Genomic DNA, 18,682 nt, shown 5'->3' with positions numbered 1-18,682 from the left:
AGTCGATATTGGATCTGTAATTTACGAAATTATTTAACTATTTTTGATATCTATGATAAATGCAACTTACCATAAGTATATTTTAGACTTTAAACGTCCAAGTGGTACATCGCGAGGTGTAATGACCACTAAAGAAACGTGGTTTATCTTATTAGAAAATGAAGATAAAAATGGAGTAGGTGAGTGTGGTATTTTAAGAGGTTTGTCGATTGACGATAGATCAGATTATGAAGCTAAATTAAAATGGACTTGCAACAATATTCAGCATGGCTTAGATAAACTTTTATTAGAATTAGTTGAATTCCCAAGTATTCAGTTTGGACTAGAAACCGCTTTTAAATCTTTAAATAGTGCAAATCAGTTTCAACTATTTCCATCTCAATTTTCAAAAGGAGAAGATAGTATTCCGATTAATGGTTTAGTTTGGATGGGTGATGACCATTTTATGCGAACCCAAATAAAGGAAAAAATTGAAACCGGATTTAATTGTATCAAATTAAAAATAGGGGCTATTGATTTTCAAACCGAATTAGACATTTTAAAATCGATACGAAAAGAGTTTTCAGTATCAGATATTGAACTAAGAGTGGATGCCAATGGTGCATTTTCACCTAATGATGCTTTAGAAAAGTTAAATCGCCTTTCAGAATACCACTTACATTCCATAGAACAACCTATAAAACCTAAGCAGTTTGAAGTGATGGCTCAACTTTGTGAAGCAACCCCTTTGCCAATTGCTTTAGATGAAGAATTGATTGGAGTGTTTTCTGAAGACCATAAACAAGAATTACTTAAAACTATAAAACCGCAATACATTATTTTAAAACCGAGCTTAGTTGGTGGTTTTAAAGGAAGTCAGCAATGGATTGACATCGCAGAAGACTTAAACATTAATTGGTGGATAACTAGTGCTTTAGAAAGTAATGTTGGATTGAATGGCATAGCACAATGGACATATACCTTAAAAAATAGCATGCCTCAAGGTTTAGGAACAGGAAGTTTATTTACTAACAATTTTCCTTCTCCATTACATGTAAAAAACGGAACTTTGCATTACGATTTAAAACAACATTGGAACTTTAATTTATAAAATGAATTATATACAACAAGCCTACAAAGGACAACGTGAACTTTGGATGTTTATCCTGACTACAATTTTAGTAGCAGGTATCTTTATTAGTAATTTTGTGTTTTATTTAGTATCAGATCCAAGTGACTTAGATGCTGCGATGGATGCCATGAAGCGTTGGAATTTACCTTCAAGTGTATTGTTAGTCGTTAACTTATTACCCTTTGTGTTTTTGTTAGGACTTTTATTTGTTTTGGTTAAATTTATTCATCAAAGAAGTCTCTTATCATTAACAACATCGAGACCTAAGGTCGATTATAAACGTATCTTATTTTCGTTTTTAATGATTACAATCTATACCATTGTTTCCTTTTTTACAATGTATACCATAGATTCATCTGAAATAGTATTTCAGTTTAACCCTAGTAAATTTGCCATTTTATTTATAATAAGTGTTCTTTTATTTCCGTTTCAAATTGGACTAGAAGAGTATCTATTTAGAGGGTATTTAATGCAACATATTGGTGTTTTAGTTAAGAATAAATGGTTTCCGTTAATTTTTACCTCGATATTATTTGGTATCGCGCATAGTGCCAACCCTGAGGTAGGCGCAATTGGTTTTTGGCAGATGATGATTTTCTATGTTGGAACAGGATTACTATTAGGAATTATGACTTTAATGGACGAAGGTTTAGAGTTAGCTCTAGGATTTCATTTAGGCAATAATTTAATTGCTTCTTTGTTAGTAACAGCAGATTGGACAGCGCTTCAAACAGATGCACTTTTTAAAGATACGTCTGAACCAGAATTAGGATCAATTTCAGAAATTATATTACCTGTTTTAATTGTTTATCCTTTAATATTGTTCATACTTTCAAAAAAATACGGATGGACCAATTGGAAAGATAAATTATTCGGAACAGTTGAGGAGCCACCAAAAGATAATTATAAAATAATCGATTAGAATATGACACCAGAATACAACAAAGTACACAACCGTTTTAAGTTTAATGGACTTCACTTTAGTCATGAAGAGCTAAAAGAAGTCGCATATAGTCTCATAAAAGAAGGGGAACCCTATGAAAAAGTAACTGGTAATTTTTTAATTGATTGGTTAAATAATAAGGATTTTTTATATGTAACAACTTCGGGTTCTACAGGTAATCCTAAAGAGATTAAATTAATGAAACAAGCTATGGTTAATTCTTCTATAGCTACAGGTAATTTTTTCGGTTTAGAGCCAGGAGATAAAGCGTTACATTGTTTACCAAGTCATTTTATTGCTGGTAAAATGATGTTTATACGTGCTTTAGTTTTGGGTCTAGAAATTGATTTTGTAGAGCCGTCTGCTCAGCCAATTTTTGATTATGAAAAGACTTATGATTTCTGTGCTATGGTGCCATTGCAGTTAAAACATACCATTAATTACATCCATAATATAAAATCGATTATTGTTGGTGGATCTAAAGTCACCAAGCCGCTTCTAGAAAGAATTAAAAACTGTGAGCCTAAGTTTTACGAAACTTATGGAATGACAGAAACCGTAACACATGTTGCCGTAAGACAGTTACAGTCTAAGTCTGTTGAAAAGGAATTGTACTTTAAAGCTTTAGAACATGTAACGTTTAAACAAGATGATAGAAATTGTTTAGTTATACACGCACCAAAACTCGTTGAAGAAGACTTAGTGACTAATGATATTGTAGAGCTAAAATCTGAAACAAGTTTTCAGTTATTTGGACGTTTTGATAATGTAATTAATTCTGGTGGAGTAAAATTGTTCCCAGAACAGATTGAAGACAAATTACAACCAGCCATTAAGCAACGTTTTATTGTCGCTGGTGAAGACGATGTGACTCTTGGAGAAAAGTTGATTCTTATTGTTGAAAACCCATCAGATTCTAAAGATGTTATTTTGAAAGCAATTAAAGATCTTAAAACTTTAGATAAGTTCGAAATTCCAAAAGAAATTTATACTATAGACAAGTTTTCAGAAACCGTAAACGGGAAAATTCAACGTAAAAAAACCTTAAAAGCTGTTTTAGGGAGTTAACTCATTCAAATAGGGAGTTTACTCATTTTGGGTTTTAATTTATTGGTTTGGCATTTAGTTTTGATTAAACTTTAAATGCCATACCAATGAAAAAATTAATCCCATTTTTACTTGTATTGATGTTATCAATTTCAAGTCAATCACAAAATTTTCCAACCGTAACATTAGAAGACAAGTCTGAATTAAAGCTTGATAAGCTGCGAATAAATGCAGAAATATCAGGGAATTATGCGACAGTAACTTACGACATGACATTTTATAATGCTCATGACAGCGTTTTAGAAGGTGAACTAGCTTTTCCATTGGCAGAAGGACAAAGTGTATCGCATTTTGCCATGGATTTAAATGGAAAATTACGATCAGCAGTTATCGTAGAAAAAGAGCTGGGAAGAGTTGCATATGAAAGTACAATTAGGCAACGTATAGACCCTGCATTGTTAGAGCAAACTCAGGGAAACAATTACAAAGCTAGAGTTTATCCAATTCCTGCAAAAGGCCATAAGAGAATCGTTATTACTTACGAGCAAAATTTATTGGTTAATGACAATCACTATCAATTTACTATTCCACTTGGATTTAGTAAGCCCTTGAATGATTTTAGCATTGACATTGTTTGTAATAATCTAGAGCAATTACCATCGGTAACTGAAAGCTTTAAAAAGGATCTTAAATTCATTAAGAAAGGAAAAAATGTTGTCGGAACATATGTGGCAAATTCTGTTGACCTAAATAGAAACTTAAAACTGTCTATACCTATAAAAGATGTATTTGCGTTACAGACTTTCGAAGCATATTTTCATATTAATAAAACCTTTGTACCGAAAAGAAGATTAAAATCAAAGGCGAAATCAATAGCAATTTTATGGGATGCATCTTATTCCATGTACTATAAAAAGTTAGAAGCAGAGTTAAACTTAATTACTAGTTATTTAAAATCCCTAGAAGATGTAAAGGTATCGTTAGTGGTGTTCAGTAATACTCTAATCAGCAATTCTACTTTTAGAATAAAAAATGGAGATAGCCAAGAGCTAATAAATACCTTAAAAATGATTACATATGATGGTGGAACATCTTATAAAGGCTTATTTATTCCAAAATCTGATGACATATTATTATTTTCGGACGGATTGCATAATCTAGGAGAATTAGAACTAAGTAGTAGTTCTAGGCTATATTGTATTAATTCAGTCAATTCAGCAAATCATCAATTACTAAATGATTTAGCGACAGAAAACGGAGGGAATTATATCAATTTGAATAGTCTCACTAATAATTCAGCGGTAGATTTGTTAAAGCATGAAGCCTTTCAATTTCTTGGTGTAAATCATGATAATTCACTATTTGAAGTGTATCCAAAACCAAAAAGTATCGTTAACGAAAACTTTAATTTAAGTGGTAAGTATGTTGAAGCGAAGTCTATTGAATTACTATTTGGTTATGGCAAGGAAATCACAGAACGCATATTTGTAGATATGACATCCTCTTCAAACTCTGAAGTATCTAAGCGTCTTTGGGCAAAAGCTAAACTTCAGCATTTGACGAAAAAGAAAGAAGAAAATAAAAATGACATTATAGAATTAGCTAAAGCTTATCATTTAATTTCTCCTTATACATCTATGATTGTATTAGATAGAATAGAAGATTATGTGCGCTACAAAATAGAACCTCCTTCAGAACTAAAAGAAGAATACAATCGTAGGTTAGCACAATTAAAATTACAACAACAGCATTCACGTGATGCGGTATTTGATAGAAGAGAAGAGCTGAAATCGGATTATGAATCAATTCGATCATGGTATGATAAAGACTTTAATCCAAAAGCGAATAAAACAGATAAGAAGGTTGCTCATACTAACCCAAATACTAGCAATACTACTGAAACAAATTCAACAAATAATAGTAATACTCAAAATACAAACGTAAGACCAGTTGTTACATTTCATATAGATTCTACTAAAGCATTTGTTAGTGGTGTTGTTACGACATCAAATGATGGTTTACCGTTACCAGGTGCTTCAGTTATTGTTAAAGGTACAAGTAGAGGAGTGCAAACTGATTTTGATGGAAAGTTTGTAATTAACGCATCTCCGAATGAAACATTAGTCTTTTCATTTGTAGGCATGACTAGTGTAGAACAGAGGTTAAGTTCCAATACCACATTAAATATGGCGTTGAATGAAGACGCGTCAACTCTAGATGAAGTTATCGTTATCGGCTATGGCACAACAACCAAGGAAGCTTTTACAGGAGCAGTAACTAGAGTAAGGTCTGAAAGTATAGAAAGTAAAGCAACGCAACTGTTATCTGGTCAAGTAGCAGGTGTCAATGTTAATACTGTAAACGGAACTACTGGATCAAATACAACCATTAAAATTAGAGGCTTTGGTACTATGAATGGAAATAGGGAACCATTATATATTGTTGATGGAGTGCCTTATATAGGTGATTTATCTATTATTAATACAGATGAAATAATTTCAACAACAGTTCTAAAGGATGCAGCTGCAACTGCAATCTATGGTTCAAGAGGATCTAACGGAATTGTTATAATTACAACAAAGAATGGTGCGGTAAACCATAAAAAAGAAATAAAAGTACTTAATGAAAAAATAGTAGAGCAATCAACATTACAAAATTGGGATAAGAATGCGTCTTATATCCAGTATTTAGAGGCACAGAATTCAGTTGAAGAAGCATATAAAGCCTATTTGAAAATTAGAGAAAATTATAGAAATACTCCTTCGTTCTTTTTAGATATAGCTGATTTCTTTGAAAGTAAAAATAGAATTGATATTGCTTTAAGAGTAGCGACCAACCTCATAGAGATTGATTTAGATAATCACGAACTCATTAGAGCCTTAGCCTATAAACTTGAGCAATATAAAAAGTATGATTTAGCTATTTATGTTTACAAAAACGTATTAGAATTACGCCCAGAACATCCACAATCCTATAGAGATTTAGCATTGGCTTATGAAGCTAATGGAGACATAGACGCTGCCATTGATTTATTATTAAAAATTGTTAATGGCCAGCTATTAGAAAAAGATGAAGACGAATTGTACTATGGTATAGAGCAAATTACCTATGTTGAGTTGTGCCATTTAGTGAATACAAACCATGGTGAAAGAGCTAAGGCATTGAGAGAAACCTACAAACCTATTGAAACGGATATTAGAGTTGTTGTCGATTGGAATCATGGTGAAACGGATTTAGATTTATATGTTAAAAATCCAGATAATGAAGAGATTTACTATGGTCATGACACTTCAAAATTTGGTGGTAGAATATCTGAAGATTTAGTTGATGGCTATGGACCAGAAAGCTATTGGATTAAAAAAGCTCAAAAAGGAAATTATGAAATTTCTGTAGACTACTATTCTGATAGTGTTCAAAAAATCATAGGTCCAGCCAGTCTAAAAGTTACTATTTATAGAAACTATGGGAAACCTAATGAAGAAAAAGTCATTAAAGTAATCCGATTAAGTGATGACGACACTAAACGTAAAGTTGAAACAATAACCATATAAAAAACAAAAACCCAATGCGTTTGCATTGGGTTTTTTATATCAAAATCTTCTAGAATTATTATTCAGTTCCTTCAGATAAATTTTTCATTTCATTTTCAACCATTTCGTAGAATTGATCAATTTTAGGCAATACAACAATACGTGTACGTCTGTTTTTTGCTCTATTTTCAGCAGTATCATTGTCTACTAATGGCACGTAAGAACTACGACCAGAAGCAATTAACTGTTGAGAATTAACCCCTAAACTTTCTAAAACTCTTACTACAGAAGTCGCACGTTTTACACTTAAATCCCAGTTGTCAACTAATGGTGGCTTGTTGTAAGGTACATTATCAGTGTGAGACTCAACCATAGCTTCAAAATCTGGTTTGCTATTAATTACTTTAGCAACCTTAGCCAAGATTTCGTTAGCTCTTGTTGTAACGTTATAGCTTCCACTTTGGAATAATAACTTATCTGCGATAGAAATAAATACCACACCTTTTTCAACATTAATCTCAATGTCTGGATCATCAATTCCAACGGCTTTTTTAAGACTGGTAACAACAGCAAGGGTTACACTATCCTTTTTAGTCAATGCATCTTGTAATCTTGTAATTTTTAAATCACGTTCTTTTAAGCTTTCTAAAGACTTTTCAAGATTTTCAGATCCTTTTTTAGTTAAGATTGTTAAATCCCCTTTGGTATCAATTAAATCTTGATTTGACTTACGTAAATCAGCCAATTGGTCTTTCATGGTTTCCACTCTTGCATTAGCTGCAGCGACATCAGATAAACAACTATTTAGTTTAACGGTTGCGGTATTTAATAAATCTTGGGTTTCTTTTTGTTGTGCTTCTAGTGCTAAATAATCTTTTTTAGACACACAAGATGCCAAAAATACCATTGAGCAAACACCTAATAACATTAATTTTTTCATAATTGAACTCTAGTTTAAATTGTTAAGTTTAACATAACAAAATTATGGAAAACAAAAGTGCGTTGGACATGGATTAACATAAATTTTAACACTTTTATAAACAATTAAAATTGTGTCCGTTTTTTTATGAAATAAGACCACACAATAGACACTGTTTCGTAATAGCTAGAACGTTGAGATAATTGTTTTCGCTGCTTTAAAAGTCTAGGTAAATTGTAATAAAACGACATATGGGCTTTTAAAATGGCTAGTAAAAATGCCGGTTTTAGTTGAAACAAGAAGCGTACACCAGCTATCCCATCTAAGCCCATTTTAAATAATACTCTAAACAATACATGAGAATCCGTATTTTTTACTAGTGTAAACAGACTATTTCTAAAATTGAGATAGGTTTTTTTAGGATTGGTATTTGTCAATGTTGCACCTCCTACATGATATACGGTTGAAGCTCCAACATATTTAGTTACATAATTAGAATTAAAAGCTCTCCAACATAAATCAATCTCTTCCATGTGAGCGAAATAAGATTCATCAAACCCCTTTAAATTTTGAAACACCTCATTTCTAGTAAAAAAACAAGCTCCTGACGCCCAAAAAATAGTTTTGGTATCGTTGTATTGCCCTTTGTCTTCTTCAATGGTGTCAAAAATTCGGCCTCTGCAATAAGGATAAGCATATTTATCGATAAAGCCACCAGCAGCTCCTGCATATTCAAAAAGAGATTTGTTTTTATAGTCTAAAATCTTTGGTTGAATAATCGCCGTAGTAGCATTACTATTAAATTCATATATGATAGGTTGAAGCCAATTTTCGGTCACTTCAATATCGCTATTCAATAAGCAGAGTAGGGGTTCTTCAATATGTTTTAAAGCATCATTATACCCTTTGGCATAGCCGCCATTTTCTGTATTCTGAATACGTTTTACTGTTGGAAAATGTTCCGTAAGAAAAGCTACAGAATCATCGGTTGAAGCATTATCAGCGACATAAATTACAGCATCATCCGAATAATTAATAATAGAAGGCAAAAACTGTTTGAGTAAGGCTTTTCCATTCCAGTTTAAAATAACAATTGCTAAGTCCTTGGTTTGTAGCATTTACTTCTGAGTATAATTAGGGATGTCTTTTAAAAACGAAAACCGTTCAGCGTCCATATCCATTTCACAATAATAATGATTTAAACCGTTAGTTACCATTAAATACGAGGCATTTAAAGCCAAGTTATAACGTGCAATTTGGTCGAAGGTGGTTTGGTCTATTTCAATGCTGTGCGATTTACATTCTACAATTAAATGAATGCTACCATCTGAATTAAAAATAACAATATCGTATCGTTTTGTTAAGCCATTTATAATCAGTTCTTTTTCAACATTTATTAATGACTTTGGGTAGTTCTTAATCGACATTAAATAATGAACACAATGTTGTCTCACCCATTCTTCGGGTTGAAGAATGATGAATTTTTTACGAATGACATCAAAAATAGAAACTTTATTTTCTGTACTTTTGAAACGGTATTCAAACTTTGGAAAGTTGAGTTCTTGCAACACTTAGAATCGCTAATTTTTTTCAAAGTTAAAGTAGAATACCACAAATCACAATTTTCGATTACCAAAATCCATATTATTTAATATAATGTTGAATACTAACCATTGGAATTTGGAATTTGGAATTTAATTTTTGGAATTTATATCAATTTTGGACGACGTAAAACAACTAGTAGCTGCAATAAAAAAGGGAGACCTTAAACCTATCTATTTTTTAATGGGAGAGGAAGCCTATTATATAGACAAGATTTCAGATTATATTGAAGACAATGTTTTGGACGACACCGAAAAAGGATTTAACCAAATGGTGCTTTATGGACGCGATGTCACAATAGATGACATTGTGAGTAATGCCAAGCGTTATCCTATGATGGCAGAACGCCAAGTTGTTATTGTAAAGGAAGCTCAAGATTTAAGCAGAACCATTGAGCAGTTAGTGCAATATGCAAATAATCCGCAACCATCAACCGTTTTAGTTCTTAATTATAAGTACAAAAAATTAGATAAGCGTAAGGCGTTGTACAAGGCGATTAATAAAAATGGAGGTATTGTTTTCGAAAGTAAGAAAATGTATGAAAACCAGGTTGCAGATTGGATTAGACGTGTTTTAGCGAGTCAGAATTATAATATTTCGCCAAAAGCGGCTCAGATGTTAGTGGAGTTTCTTGGTACCGATCTTGGTAAAATTGATAACGAGCTTAAAAAACTTAAAATTGTTTTACCCGAAGGGACACAGATTACACCAGATCATATTGAGGAAAATATTGGTATCAGTAAGGATTTCAACAATTTTGAATTGCGAAAGGCCGTTGGTCAGCGTAATGTCTTAAAAGCACATCAAATTGCGAAGTACTTTGCAGAAAACCCAAAGGATAATCCTATTGTCGTTTCAGTAGCCTTGTTGTTTAGCTTCTTTTCTCAATTATTACATCTTCATGGGATGTCGGATAGAAATCCTCGTAGTGTCGCTTCAGCATTGAAAGTGAATCCTTATTTTGTAAATGAATATTTAGATGCTGCAAGAAACTATCCGATGAAAAAAGTGAGTTATATTATAGGTTTACTTCGCGAAACAGATGTAAAAAGTAAAGGTGTTGGTGCTAATGCAATACCTCAAGGTGACTTGCTTAAAGAATTGTTAGTTAAGATTTTAGGATAAACACATTAATTAACAGACGTGCTTAATTGAATTTCATAAGCGTCGGTATATTCGTTAGAGTTTCTACCGTAGTTCATACCACTATTTACGGTTAATGTTTCCTTAGTGACTTTTATATTGTTTAATAATACCATCATCTAGCGCTTAATGAGTCGAGTTTGTTATATACTTTGTCGATAGCTGTTTTAATTTGGATTTTAAATAGTGAGATGCTTTTGGTTCATAAAACTCACTTAAAATAAACGATATAAAGATCATAAAAAAAGTTGTCGCAATTACGACGACATATTTATTCGCATCATTTCCTAAATTATCAAAAATAATATATCCAATTTTCTGGTGAATTAAATAAAGAGGATAGGTGAGCATTCCAATTTTTATAAACTTTGAAGAATTTATGTGTTTCAATTTTTGGCAAGCCACAAGCAATATGAGCACATAAAATAGAACAATTATACCACAAGCAATATAAGGGGAGAATTCGATATTAAAATGCCTCGCTTTTTTTGCAGTCTCTATAATAGTGTGCTGTATGGATAGTAACAATGTAATAAGTAACACTAATGCATATTTTAAATTCAGTTTGCTTTTATAGATCTGATAAAAAATAATTCCTGCTATAAAATAAGAACTCCAGTCTAATATAAAGAGGGATTTAGCAATCTTAAAAATAAAATATTCGCTAAAAAACAGATGTAATACGGATAGTATAAGCCAGGTATAAATTAAATAATCTAATTTTATGTCTTTAAATTTGTTTAAGACGAGATACAAGCCAATTACGAAAATATAGAATTTCATTTCTATAAATAGCGTCCAATAGACACCATCAATACTTTCGACTCCTATGTAATTGTGAAACATAGTAAGGTTATACAAGAACTGACTTAATTCGGCCGTAAATCTTGGTTCTCCAAATAATAGAACGACAATGAAGGTTATTAAAACGGAAATCCAATACATTGGATATAACCTTGAAATTCTAGAAATTATAAACTTTATAATTGATCTATCTTTAATAGAAAGTGAAATCACAAAGCCACTAATAATAAAGAAGATATTAACACCTAAGAAGCCATATTTAAAGTAATCACTGATCTCACTAAAGTTTAAATCAGACAGATTATCAGCTGAAAAACCTCTAAAAAAATAGTGATAAAGTACAACGATTAAAGCCGCAATAAACCTAAATAAGTCTAATTGATAGATTCTATTTATAACTTTAGTTTTCAACCTCAATTTTTAATTCTCGGTTAAATATAGGGAAGAATTCGACTGTAATCTTGGCTATTTGCTCAGCCGACATATCTTTGTTTCCTATTCCTTTAAAGTCATCAGATTGTATAAAACGCGTTTGTATATCAGAAATTTTCTCTACTCTAAATCTGTGATTGTCCGTCAACCCTGCAAAACTCCCTTCCATACGATCAGACCATCCAAATTCCTCCATGTCCTTATAAATAAAAACATGTGGTGTATTATATGTTTTTCCGTCTACTAAGTATGAAATCATAACTTTTCCGTTGTTATGAGTATTTCCATTAATTCCTACAAGAGAGCTGCTCCAATTCGAAATGTTATTCCAATCCGTTAAAACTTGCCATACTTTTTCAATTGGAGCATCAATTACAATATCTGTATAGGTTAGCCAATGATTAGTATTTAATTCTCTCACTTCTATATGCTCTAGCATATCTTTAGTTTTCATTTCTAGATTAATGGTGTTCTTACATGCCAAATTAAGGATTACCATAATTATCAATGTAGTGACTTTTTGCATTTTTATCAAATTGGTTACAACGGTTTTATTGTTTCCGTAACCATATCCTAATTTCTTTTCGTAATGAAACTTCAGGGTTTGGTAACGGAATTGTTTGTCCAAATTGTTTACTTCGGTTAAATTTAAAAAAGTTAGATTTATGTTTTTTCCACACGTCAGGATACAATTCCAAAAACGTATTAAAAAAACTTTGTTCATTAATTTTTCCTTCTATTTTAGAAAGTACGTCTTTAAATTTTTGTTCTTGATCTATAATCATTTTGTTATTTTATAGTAATAAATAAAACTGTACGTAATTTAGTAAATAAAACCTTAAAAGTTCATTTGACACCTCAAAATTACGCACAAAAAAGAGGGCAGAAGCCCTCTTAATATGTATGAAAAATTTAAATGTTTATTCTCCACTTTCTTCCATGGTATGATAGACGTTTTGTACATCATCATCTTCTTCTAATTTTTCTAAAAGTTTTTCAACATCTTCAGCTTGTTCAGGTGTAACTTTTTTAGTGACCTGCGGAATACGCTCAAATCCAGATGAAATAATCTCAATATTATTTTCCTCTAAATAAGACTGGATACTTCCAAAACTCTCAAACGGTGCATAAATCAATACGCTTGTATGTTCTGTTCCATCTTCATCTTCATCAGTATCTTCAAAAATTTCATCTACACCAGTGTCAATAAGCTCTAATTCTAATTCTTCTAAATCCAAATCATCACCTTTAATTTTAAAATTACAAGTATGATCAAACATAAAAACAACTGATCCCGAAGTTCCTAAACTACCATCTGTTTTGTTAAAATAAGAACGAACATTCGCCACTGTACGTGTATTATTATCCGTTGCAGTTTCAACCAATACAGCAATTCCATGTTGCGCATAGCCTTCAAAAAGAACTTCCTTATAATCTCCTTGGCCTTTTTCACTCGCTTTTTTAATAGCACGTTCTACATTGACCTTCGGCATATTTACAGCCTTTGCATTCTGAATTACAGCTCTTAAACGTGAGTTACTATCCGGATCAGGACCACCTTCTTTTACAGCCATTACAATATCTTTACCAATACGTGTAAAGGCTTTGCTCATGGCAGACCAACGTTTCATTTTTCTTGCTTTTCTAAATTCGAAAGCTCTTCCCATAGTAAAAAAAGTTATAAGTTATTAAGTATTTAAAATCCCTAAAGTTAGATAAAAGCAAATTTAAGAAAATATTGAAATTGCCGAAGTAAGATTGAAGCAAATTATGATATTATCTTAATAATAGAATAGAGTAGCGGTAATGTTTTTACATTACACTTTGTACTTAATTACTCTTCCACTTCCACAATAGCTTCAATAGCCTCTGCTAATTTAAAGTCTTTAAGTGTTACGCCATCAGCATCATGTGTAGACAACGTTATTTTTAGCACATTGTAAACGTTACTCCAATTTGGATGGTGATTTTGTGCTTCACACTCAAAAGCAATTCGGCTCATAGCACTAAAACAATCTTTAAAATTATCGAATTCAAATTCAGAATGAATGGCATTCTCGTAATAATCCCAATCTGGGAACTGTAATAACTTTTTTTCTATTGTTGTATCGTCTAGTTTCATAATATGATTATATTTTGTTTAAAATTAGTACTAATTTTATTTAAAGTATTGCAAGAGACATTGTTTATTTTTCAAGTTCCTCTAGTATTTCCTGACTTGTAATTTGAAGGTGTTTAGGGAGTTTGTTAAACTTTGGAAGTACCGCTAAATACCGATCTTCATTCGTCGTAAAAACTTGTTTGAATACTATTTTTTTATCCGTAATTAATGCCACAACATCTTTTACAAATTCATCATGATGCACTAAATCCGTACTTCCTAAATGAAAAACTCCATGTTTATTTCTATTGATAATATAATGGATTTGTTGTGTTAGTTTTTTATCTAACATCACATTCATTATTAAATTAGGGAAGATTTCAACGGCATTAGTTTCCAAAATGGACGCTTTCATTTCTGAAATTCTTGGCGAACTTGCACCAAAAACCATGGGAAGTCTAATAATAGCAACTTGCTTTTTTGCTAGGCGTAAAAGTGAATTTTCAATTTTTATCTTAAAATGACCATACACACTATGGCTTAGGGTTTTATCTAACTCGTAACTCGGAAATTTACTATAAGCATCAAAAACATTAGCCGACGATAGAAATATTATTTTACAATTAGTCGCTACGACATATTCCAAAATGTGCTGATGTGCAATAAATTGCGCGTTAAAATCGCCTCGTAATGCGGAAATTATAATAGTTGGTTTACAAGCTTCTAAAATCTCGTAAACATCATCTTCTTCTACGTTATAATGAAAGAATTGATGATTGGTTTCATAGTCTTTTTTTGGAGTTCTATAGGTTCCAAATGTTCTAAAATATGGCCCTAATTCTTTATAAATAGCATTACCAATATAACCACTGGCACCAAGTATAAGTATGCGATGTTTTTGCGATTCGACTTTCTTAATCTTCTTCATTAATCAATCTCCATTCAAAAAATTATCCTTTATAAAAAGGCGGTTTTACAACCGTAGCAGGAATCGCTTTTTTCCGCACTTGAATATATATTTTACTATCCACTTTAGAAAATACTTTTGGGACATAGCCCATACCAATGCCATATCCTAAACTCGGACTCATAGTTCCAGAAGTCACATTACCGATGGTTTTTCCGCTACTGTCTACAATATCGTAATCATGACGAGGAATACCACGTTCATCGAGTTTAAAAGCTACTAATTTGCGTTCTGGTGTATGCTCCTTTTCAGCTTTTAAGGCTTCACTATTAGTAAAGTCTTTATTGAATTTACAAACCCAACCTAAACCAGCTTCAATAGGAGACGTAGTGTCGTCAATATCATTTCCGTATAAGCAGTAACCCATTTCTAAACGCAAGGTATCTCTTGCCGCCAAACCAATGGGCTTAATTCCAAAATCTGCACCAGCTTCAAACACCTTATCCCAAACTTGTTTAACTTCAGAGTTTTTACAATAAATTTCAAATCCACCACTTCCTGTATAACCTGTAGCCGAAATAATAACATTTTCAATGCCTGCAAAATCTCCAACGATAAAATTGTAGAATTTAATGTCTGATAAATCATGACTAGATAAAGACTGCATCGCTTCAATAGCTTTTGGTCCTTGTATTGCTAATAAAGAATAATCTTCGCTTAAATCGCGCATTTCAGCACCAATATCATTTTTAGAAGCTATCCAGTTCCAATCTTTTTCAATATTACTGGCATTTACAACAAGCAAATAGGTTTCTTCTTTTAACTTGTAAATAATTAAATCATCTACAACTCCACCATCATCATTAGGTAAACAACTATATTGCGCTTTTCCAATTTCTAATTTAGAAGCATCGTTACTTGATACTTTTTGAATCAATTCTAAGGCATGTGGACCTTCAATTAAAAATTCGCCCATATGCGATACATCAAAAACTCCAACTGCTTTTCTAACCGTTTCATGTTCTGCGTTTACACCTTCGTATTGTACTGGCATATTATAACCAGCAAAAGGAACCATTTTTGCACCAAGTGCTTCGTGAGTGGAGGATAAGGCTGTATCTTTCATTAGGATGATTTTTTATAATTTTTAGATGTGCAAAACTACATAATTTTTACGATTTCCATCATAAATTAATCCTAATGAAATTGAATTTATTGAGGACGAAAACCGATACATTTAAACCTCTTAACTACTTAATAATTTATAAACTAATCATCTATATATTTGTCGTTAGAGCCGTGTATTTTAAAAATAGCACCTGTAGATTCAAAAATAACTGCTTTACTTCTGATAGTTGAATCACCTTGGTTTCTCACAATTTGTCTTTTACGTCCGATTCAGCCATTTTACATTTTTACGAAATGGGTTAATTCTTTTCCGAATCGGAATAGTCTCTTTAAAGGCGAAATTAGATATTAGTAGAAATTAATTCTAAAACAATAATTATAAAAGCGATTTATAGAGATGTGATTGAAGCCTGTCAGAAATGTATAGTGGATTGTAGAATTTGTCTAACAGAAATGGCAGGAAAAGAAAGCATGAACGATTGTCCGAAATGTTGCATACAATGTGTAGATGCTTGTGATGCATTACTAAAAATGATGACTTCTGATAGTGCATACGTTAAGCAATACGCCTTATTATGTGCCGAAATTTGTGAGTATTGTGCAGATCATTGCGAAGAACACAAACACGAACACTGCTTAGAATGCGCTAAATCGTGTAGAGCATGTGCTGAAGCTTGTAGAAAAATTGCATAATAATAGAATCAAAAATTGAAATTAAAAAATGGCCATACTAGGAAATATAATAAAAGGAGTTATTGAATTGAAGGATACGTTTACATCTGAAGTCATTCATGAAGAAGCACAAGAAAAAGTATTAAAAGATTTACTTGAGACCGCCAAGAACACGCAGTTTGGTAAGTTTTATGATTTTGAACATGTTCTAGAAACTTCTAATCCACAAAAAAGCTTTGCTAAGTCTGTACCTTATTTTGATTATAACCAAATTAATCAGAAATGGTGGCATAAGTATCATGAAGGACAAAGTGATGTGACTTGGCCAGGAAAACCATCTTATTTCGCATTGAGTTCAGGAACAACAGGAAAAACGAGTAAGCGAATTCCTGTTACGGATGATATGCTTGATGCTATAAAAAGTGCTGGAATCAAACAGGTATTTGCCTTAAAGAATTTTGACCTTCCTGCTGATTTTTTTGAAAAAGAAATTATGATGCTCGGTAGTTCTACCGATTTGGAAGAAAACAATAATCACCTTGAAGGTGAAATTAGTGGCATTAGTGCCAGTAATATTCCGTCGTGGTTTAGAGGTTATTATAAACCAGGTGAAGAAATTTCGCAAATTGAAGATTGGGACGAGCGCGTGCAGCGCATTGCAGAACGTGCAAAAGATTGGGATATTGGGGCGTTGAGTGGTATTCCATCGTGGATAGAATTGATGCTTCAAAAAGTAATAGACTATCACAATCTCAATAACATTCATGAGATTTGGCCCAACCTACAAGTCTATACCTCTGGAGGAGTAGCATTCGGCCCTTATAAGAAAAGTTTTAATGCCTTATTAGGAAAGCCAATCACAGTTATTGACACGTATTTGGCTTCCGAGGGTTATATTGCAACACAAGTACGACCTGAAACCGATGCCATGCAATTAAATACGGATAATGGCATTTATTTTGAATTTGTGCCTTTTAAACCTGAATATATTAATGAAGATGGCTCACTAAAAAATGAAGCTCCAGCGTTAACTTTAGACCAAGTAGAACTAGACCAAGATTATGTCTTAATCATTAGTACAGTTAGTGGAGCATGGCGCTATTTAATTGGAGATACTATAGAATTCACAAACATTGAGCGTGCTGAAATTAAAATTACGGGTCGAACAAAATTCTTTTTAAATACCGTTGGTTCACAATTGTCCGTTAATAAAATGGATACGGCTTTACGAGAACTAGAATCACAATTTAACACCACAATTCCTGAATATACTATTTGCGCAAAACGAGGAGATGACGATGAATTTTATCATTATTGGTATTTAGGATCGGATTTAAAAAATGCCGACGAAGATAAAGTAGCAAAAGCTTTAGACATGGCTTTAAAAACGGCTAATAAGAATTATAAAGTAGCTAGAAGTAAAGCTCTAAAAGGTGTGAAAGTGAACGTAATTGCACCAAAACGTTTTCATGATTGGAATGAAAGAAACAAAAAGAAAGGCGGCCAAGTAAAAATGGAACGCGTTATGGGAGAAGAAAAATTTGCGGATTGGGAAGCATTTATTAATGAGTCTTAAATTATGTATTATTCAAAATAAAAAACTCAATTATTATTGAGTTAAACCATGAAAATATCATCATAATTCTATTCAGAATCCCGTTCTTCTACCAAATGCATTATTTCTTCAGGCGATAAATAATATTTCTTAATCCGATCTTTATACGATTGTGTGATATCTGCATTATTCAAAATAAAGTCTTTCGTTTTTAGAATGTAGTTTTCCATGCCATGAGCTACAGCAAAAGAATCTGCGGCGCGTTCTGCCTCAACAATATGGTTTTGCGATAATAGATATTTTAGACCAAACCAAATGAGGTTCAGCTTATTTCGGTTTTGATAATCCATAATATGTCCCAATTCATGACCAATCCATCCAATGAAAATGTCGTTAGGAATATGCCGAGTTAAAAACTCTTTATCTGCAATTTGAAACTTTTCACTAATTAGAATCACATAATTTCTGTTCTTTCTACTTTTAAAGAAACTGCCAAATGTTGGTCTAGCTTGCATCGTCGATTTCTTAATATTTTTCTTAAATCGAAATTCAATATTAGTATCTCCTAATTCAGGATAATACTTTAAAGCTTTATTAACATTCGTTTTTATATCTTCAGGAATAATGTGCTGTGCACTCATAGTTTGGTTTAAGGTTATTAAGGTGATGATTATGAAGTTTTTCATACTTTTGAAAAGTAAGGTATAAACTTGATGGCATTTAAATGATATCATCAAAATATTAACCCATTTGAATTCAGACCTGTTGAAGACCATTAATAAGCTCTA

18 protein-coding genes are annotated in these 18,682 nt (G+C 32.1%); 7 read left to right on the top strand and 11 right to left on the bottom strand.

What is annotated here, in order from left to right:
* The first annotated feature begins 55 nt into the window (after positions 1-55).
* The 4 genes from HM992_RS13230 (at position 56) to HM992_RS13215 (ending at position 6,652) form a co-directional block, all read left to right on the top strand.
* Positions 56-1,090: an o-succinylbenzoate synthase gene (locus HM992_RS13230; RefSeq protein WP_179321087.1), complete on the top strand. Its 1,035-nt coding sequence runs from the start codon at positions 56-58 to the stop codon at positions 1,088-1,090.
* Position 1,091: 1 nt separating this feature from the next.
* Entirely contained in the window at positions 1,092-2,033 is a 942-nt protein-coding gene (locus HM992_RS13225; RefSeq protein WP_179320005.1) for a CPBP family intramembrane glutamic endopeptidase, read from the top strand.
* Positions 2,034-2,036: 3 nt separating this feature from the next.
* Positions 2,037-3,122, top strand: coding sequence for an AMP-binding protein (locus HM992_RS13220; protein ID WP_178985442.1), 1,086 nt, complete (start codon positions 2,037-2,039; stop codon positions 3,120-3,122).
* A gap of 86 nt (positions 3,123-3,208) precedes the next feature.
* Positions 3,209-6,652, top strand: a complete 3,444-nt coding sequence (locus HM992_RS13215; protein ID WP_179320004.1) for a VIT domain-containing protein — start codon at positions 3,209-3,211, stop codon at positions 6,650-6,652.
* Between the two features lie 58 nt (positions 6,653-6,710).
* Here the strand turns inward: HM992_RS13215 and HM992_RS13210 are convergent, their stop codons facing one another.
* From HM992_RS13210 to HM992_RS13200, 3 genes are all read right to left on the bottom strand, one after another.
* Entirely contained in the window at positions 6,711-7,571 is an 861-nt protein-coding gene (locus HM992_RS13210) for an OmpA/MotB family protein (protein ID WP_178985440.1), read from the bottom strand.
* Between the two features lie 104 nt (positions 7,572-7,675).
* The gene (locus HM992_RS13205) at positions 7,676-8,668 is read right to left on the bottom strand and encodes a glycosyltransferase family 2 protein (RefSeq protein ID WP_179320003.1); all 993 of its coding nucleotides are present in this window, start codon (positions 8,666-8,668) and stop codon (positions 7,676-7,678) included.
* The gene (locus HM992_RS13200; RefSeq protein ID WP_179320002.1) at positions 8,669-9,118 is read right to left on the bottom strand and encodes a type I restriction enzyme HsdR N-terminal domain-containing protein; all 450 of its coding nucleotides are present in this window, start codon (positions 9,116-9,118) and stop codon (positions 8,669-8,671) included.
* A gap of 151 nt (positions 9,119-9,269) precedes the next feature.
* Here HM992_RS13200 and holA point away from each other — a divergent pair, with 151 nt between their 5' ends.
* Positions 9,270-10,277 carry a DNA polymerase III subunit delta gene (holA, locus tag HM992_RS13195; RefSeq protein WP_179320001.1) on the top strand — a complete coding sequence of 336 codons (1,008 nt, stop codon included), beginning with the start codon at positions 9,270-9,272 and terminating at the stop codon, positions 10,275-10,277.
* A gap of 5 nt (positions 10,278-10,282) precedes the next feature.
* Here the strand turns inward: holA and HM992_RS19885 are convergent, their stop codons facing one another.
* The 7 genes from HM992_RS19885 to gcvT all read right to left on the bottom strand — a co-directional run bounded on the left by HM992_RS19885 (position 10,283) and on the right by gcvT (position 15,665).
* The gene (locus tag HM992_RS19885) at positions 10,283-10,414 is read right to left on the bottom strand and encodes a hypothetical protein (protein ID WP_262890890.1); all 132 of its coding nucleotides are present in this window, start codon (positions 10,412-10,414) and stop codon (positions 10,283-10,285) included.
* A 7-nt stretch (positions 10,415-10,421) separates the two neighbouring features.
* Positions 10,422-11,510 carry an acyltransferase family protein gene (locus HM992_RS13190; RefSeq protein WP_179320000.1) on the bottom strand — a complete coding sequence of 363 codons (1,089 nt, stop codon included), beginning with the start codon at positions 11,508-11,510 and terminating at the stop codon, positions 10,422-10,424.
* Positions 11,500-12,159: an SRPBCC family protein gene (locus HM992_RS13185; RefSeq protein ID WP_179319999.1), complete on the bottom strand. Its 660-nt coding sequence runs from the start codon at positions 12,157-12,159 to the stop codon at positions 11,500-11,502. Before HM992_RS13185 ends, HM992_RS13190 begins: the two co-directional genes overlap by 11 nt.
* A 292-nt stretch (positions 12,160-12,451) precedes the next feature.
* The gene (locus HM992_RS13180; protein ID WP_178985434.1) at positions 12,452-13,198 is read right to left on the bottom strand and encodes a YebC/PmpR family DNA-binding transcriptional regulator; all 747 of its coding nucleotides are present in this window, start codon (positions 13,196-13,198) and stop codon (positions 12,452-12,454) included.
* 167 nt (positions 13,199-13,365) lie between these two features.
* Positions 13,366-13,653 (bottom strand): 4a-hydroxytetrahydrobiopterin dehydratase, encoded by a 288-nt coding sequence (locus tag HM992_RS13175; RefSeq protein WP_179319998.1) that lies wholly within the window; start codon positions 13,651-13,653, stop codon positions 13,366-13,368.
* Positions 13,654-13,717: 64 nt separating this feature from the next.
* Positions 13,718-14,560 carry a sugar nucleotide-binding protein gene (locus HM992_RS13170; protein WP_179319997.1) on the bottom strand — a complete coding sequence of 281 codons (843 nt, stop codon included), beginning with the start codon at positions 14,558-14,560 and terminating at the stop codon, positions 13,718-13,720.
* A gap of 22 nt (positions 14,561-14,582) precedes the next feature.
* The gene (gcvT, locus tag HM992_RS13165) at positions 14,583-15,665 is read right to left on the bottom strand and encodes a glycine cleavage system aminomethyltransferase GcvT (RefSeq protein ID WP_179319996.1); all 1,083 of its coding nucleotides are present in this window, start codon (positions 15,663-15,665) and stop codon (positions 14,583-14,585) included.
* A gap of 455 nt (positions 15,666-16,120) precedes the next feature.
* On the opposite strand from gcvT, the gene HM992_RS13160 reads away from it, so the two are divergent.
* On the top strand, positions 16,121-16,360 hold the full coding sequence (locus tag HM992_RS13160) for a four-helix bundle copper-binding protein (protein ID WP_179319995.1): 240 nt from the start codon (positions 16,121-16,123) through the stop codon (positions 16,358-16,360).
* Between the two features lie 28 nt (positions 16,361-16,388).
* Positions 16,389-17,915, top strand: coding sequence for a GH3 family domain-containing protein (locus HM992_RS13155; protein ID WP_179319994.1), 1,527 nt, complete (start codon positions 16,389-16,391; stop codon positions 17,913-17,915).
* Between the two features lie 68 nt (positions 17,916-17,983).
* Here the strand turns inward: HM992_RS13155 and HM992_RS13150 are convergent, their stop codons facing one another.
* Positions 17,984-18,580, bottom strand: a complete 597-nt coding sequence (locus HM992_RS13150) for a hypothetical protein (protein WP_229720495.1) — start codon at positions 18,578-18,580, stop codon at positions 17,984-17,986.
* Between the last annotated feature and the right edge of the window lie 102 nt (positions 18,581-18,682).

The organism is Winogradskyella helgolandensis (assembly GCF_013404085.1).
Taxonomy (GTDB): domain Bacteria; phylum Bacteroidota; class Bacteroidia; order Flavobacteriales; family Flavobacteriaceae; genus Winogradskyella; species Winogradskyella helgolandensis.
The sequence above is the reverse complement of the archived record's forward strand: the minus strand, read 5'-3'. Positions and strand labels throughout refer to the sequence as shown.

Bases quoted from the DNA above. Each gene is read 5' to 3' on its own strand.
- HM992_RS13225 (WP_179320005.1), top strand. From the start codon at position 1,092: ATGAATTATATACAACAAGCCTACAAAGGACAACGTGAACTTTGGATG.
- HM992_RS13220 (WP_178985442.1), top strand. From the start codon at position 2,037: ATGACACCAGAATACAACAAAGTACACAACCGTTTTAAGTTTAATGGA.
- HM992_RS13215 (WP_179320004.1), top strand. From the start codon at position 3,209: ATGAAAAAATTAATCCCATTTTTACTTGTATTGATGTTATCAATTTCA.
- HM992_RS13210 (WP_178985440.1), bottom strand. From the start codon at position 7,571: ATGAAAAAATTAATGTTATTAGGTGTTTGCTCAATGGTATTTTTGGCA.
- HM992_RS13205 (WP_179320003.1), bottom strand. From the start codon at position 8,668: ATGCTACAAACCAAGGACTTAGCAATTGTTATTTTAAACTGGAATGGA.
- HM992_RS19885 (WP_262890890.1), bottom strand. From the start codon at position 10,414: ATGATGGTATTATTAAACAATATAAAAGTCACTAAGGAAACATTAACC.
- HM992_RS13180 (WP_178985434.1), bottom strand. From the start codon at position 13,198: ATGGGAAGAGCTTTCGAATTTAGAAAAGCAAGAAAAATGAAACGTTGG.
- HM992_RS13175 (WP_179319998.1), bottom strand. From the start codon at position 13,653: ATGAAACTAGACGATACAACAATAGAAAAAAAGTTATTACAGTTCCCA.
- HM992_RS13170 (WP_179319997.1), bottom strand. From the start codon at position 14,560: ATGAAGAAGATTAAGAAAGTCGAATCGCAAAAACATCGCATACTTATA.
- gcvT (WP_179319996.1), bottom strand. From the start codon at position 15,665: ATGAAAGATACAGCCTTATCCTCCACTCACGAAGCACTTGGTGCAAAA.
- HM992_RS13160 (WP_179319995.1), top strand. From the start codon at position 16,121: ATGGCAGGAAAAGAAAGCATGAACGATTGTCCGAAATGTTGCATACAA.
- HM992_RS13155 (WP_179319994.1), top strand. From the start codon at position 16,389: ATGGCCATACTAGGAAATATAATAAAAGGAGTTATTGAATTGAAGGAT.
- HM992_RS13150 (WP_229720495.1), bottom strand. From the start codon at position 18,580: ATGAAAAACTTCATAATCATCACCTTAATAACCTTAAACCAAACTATG.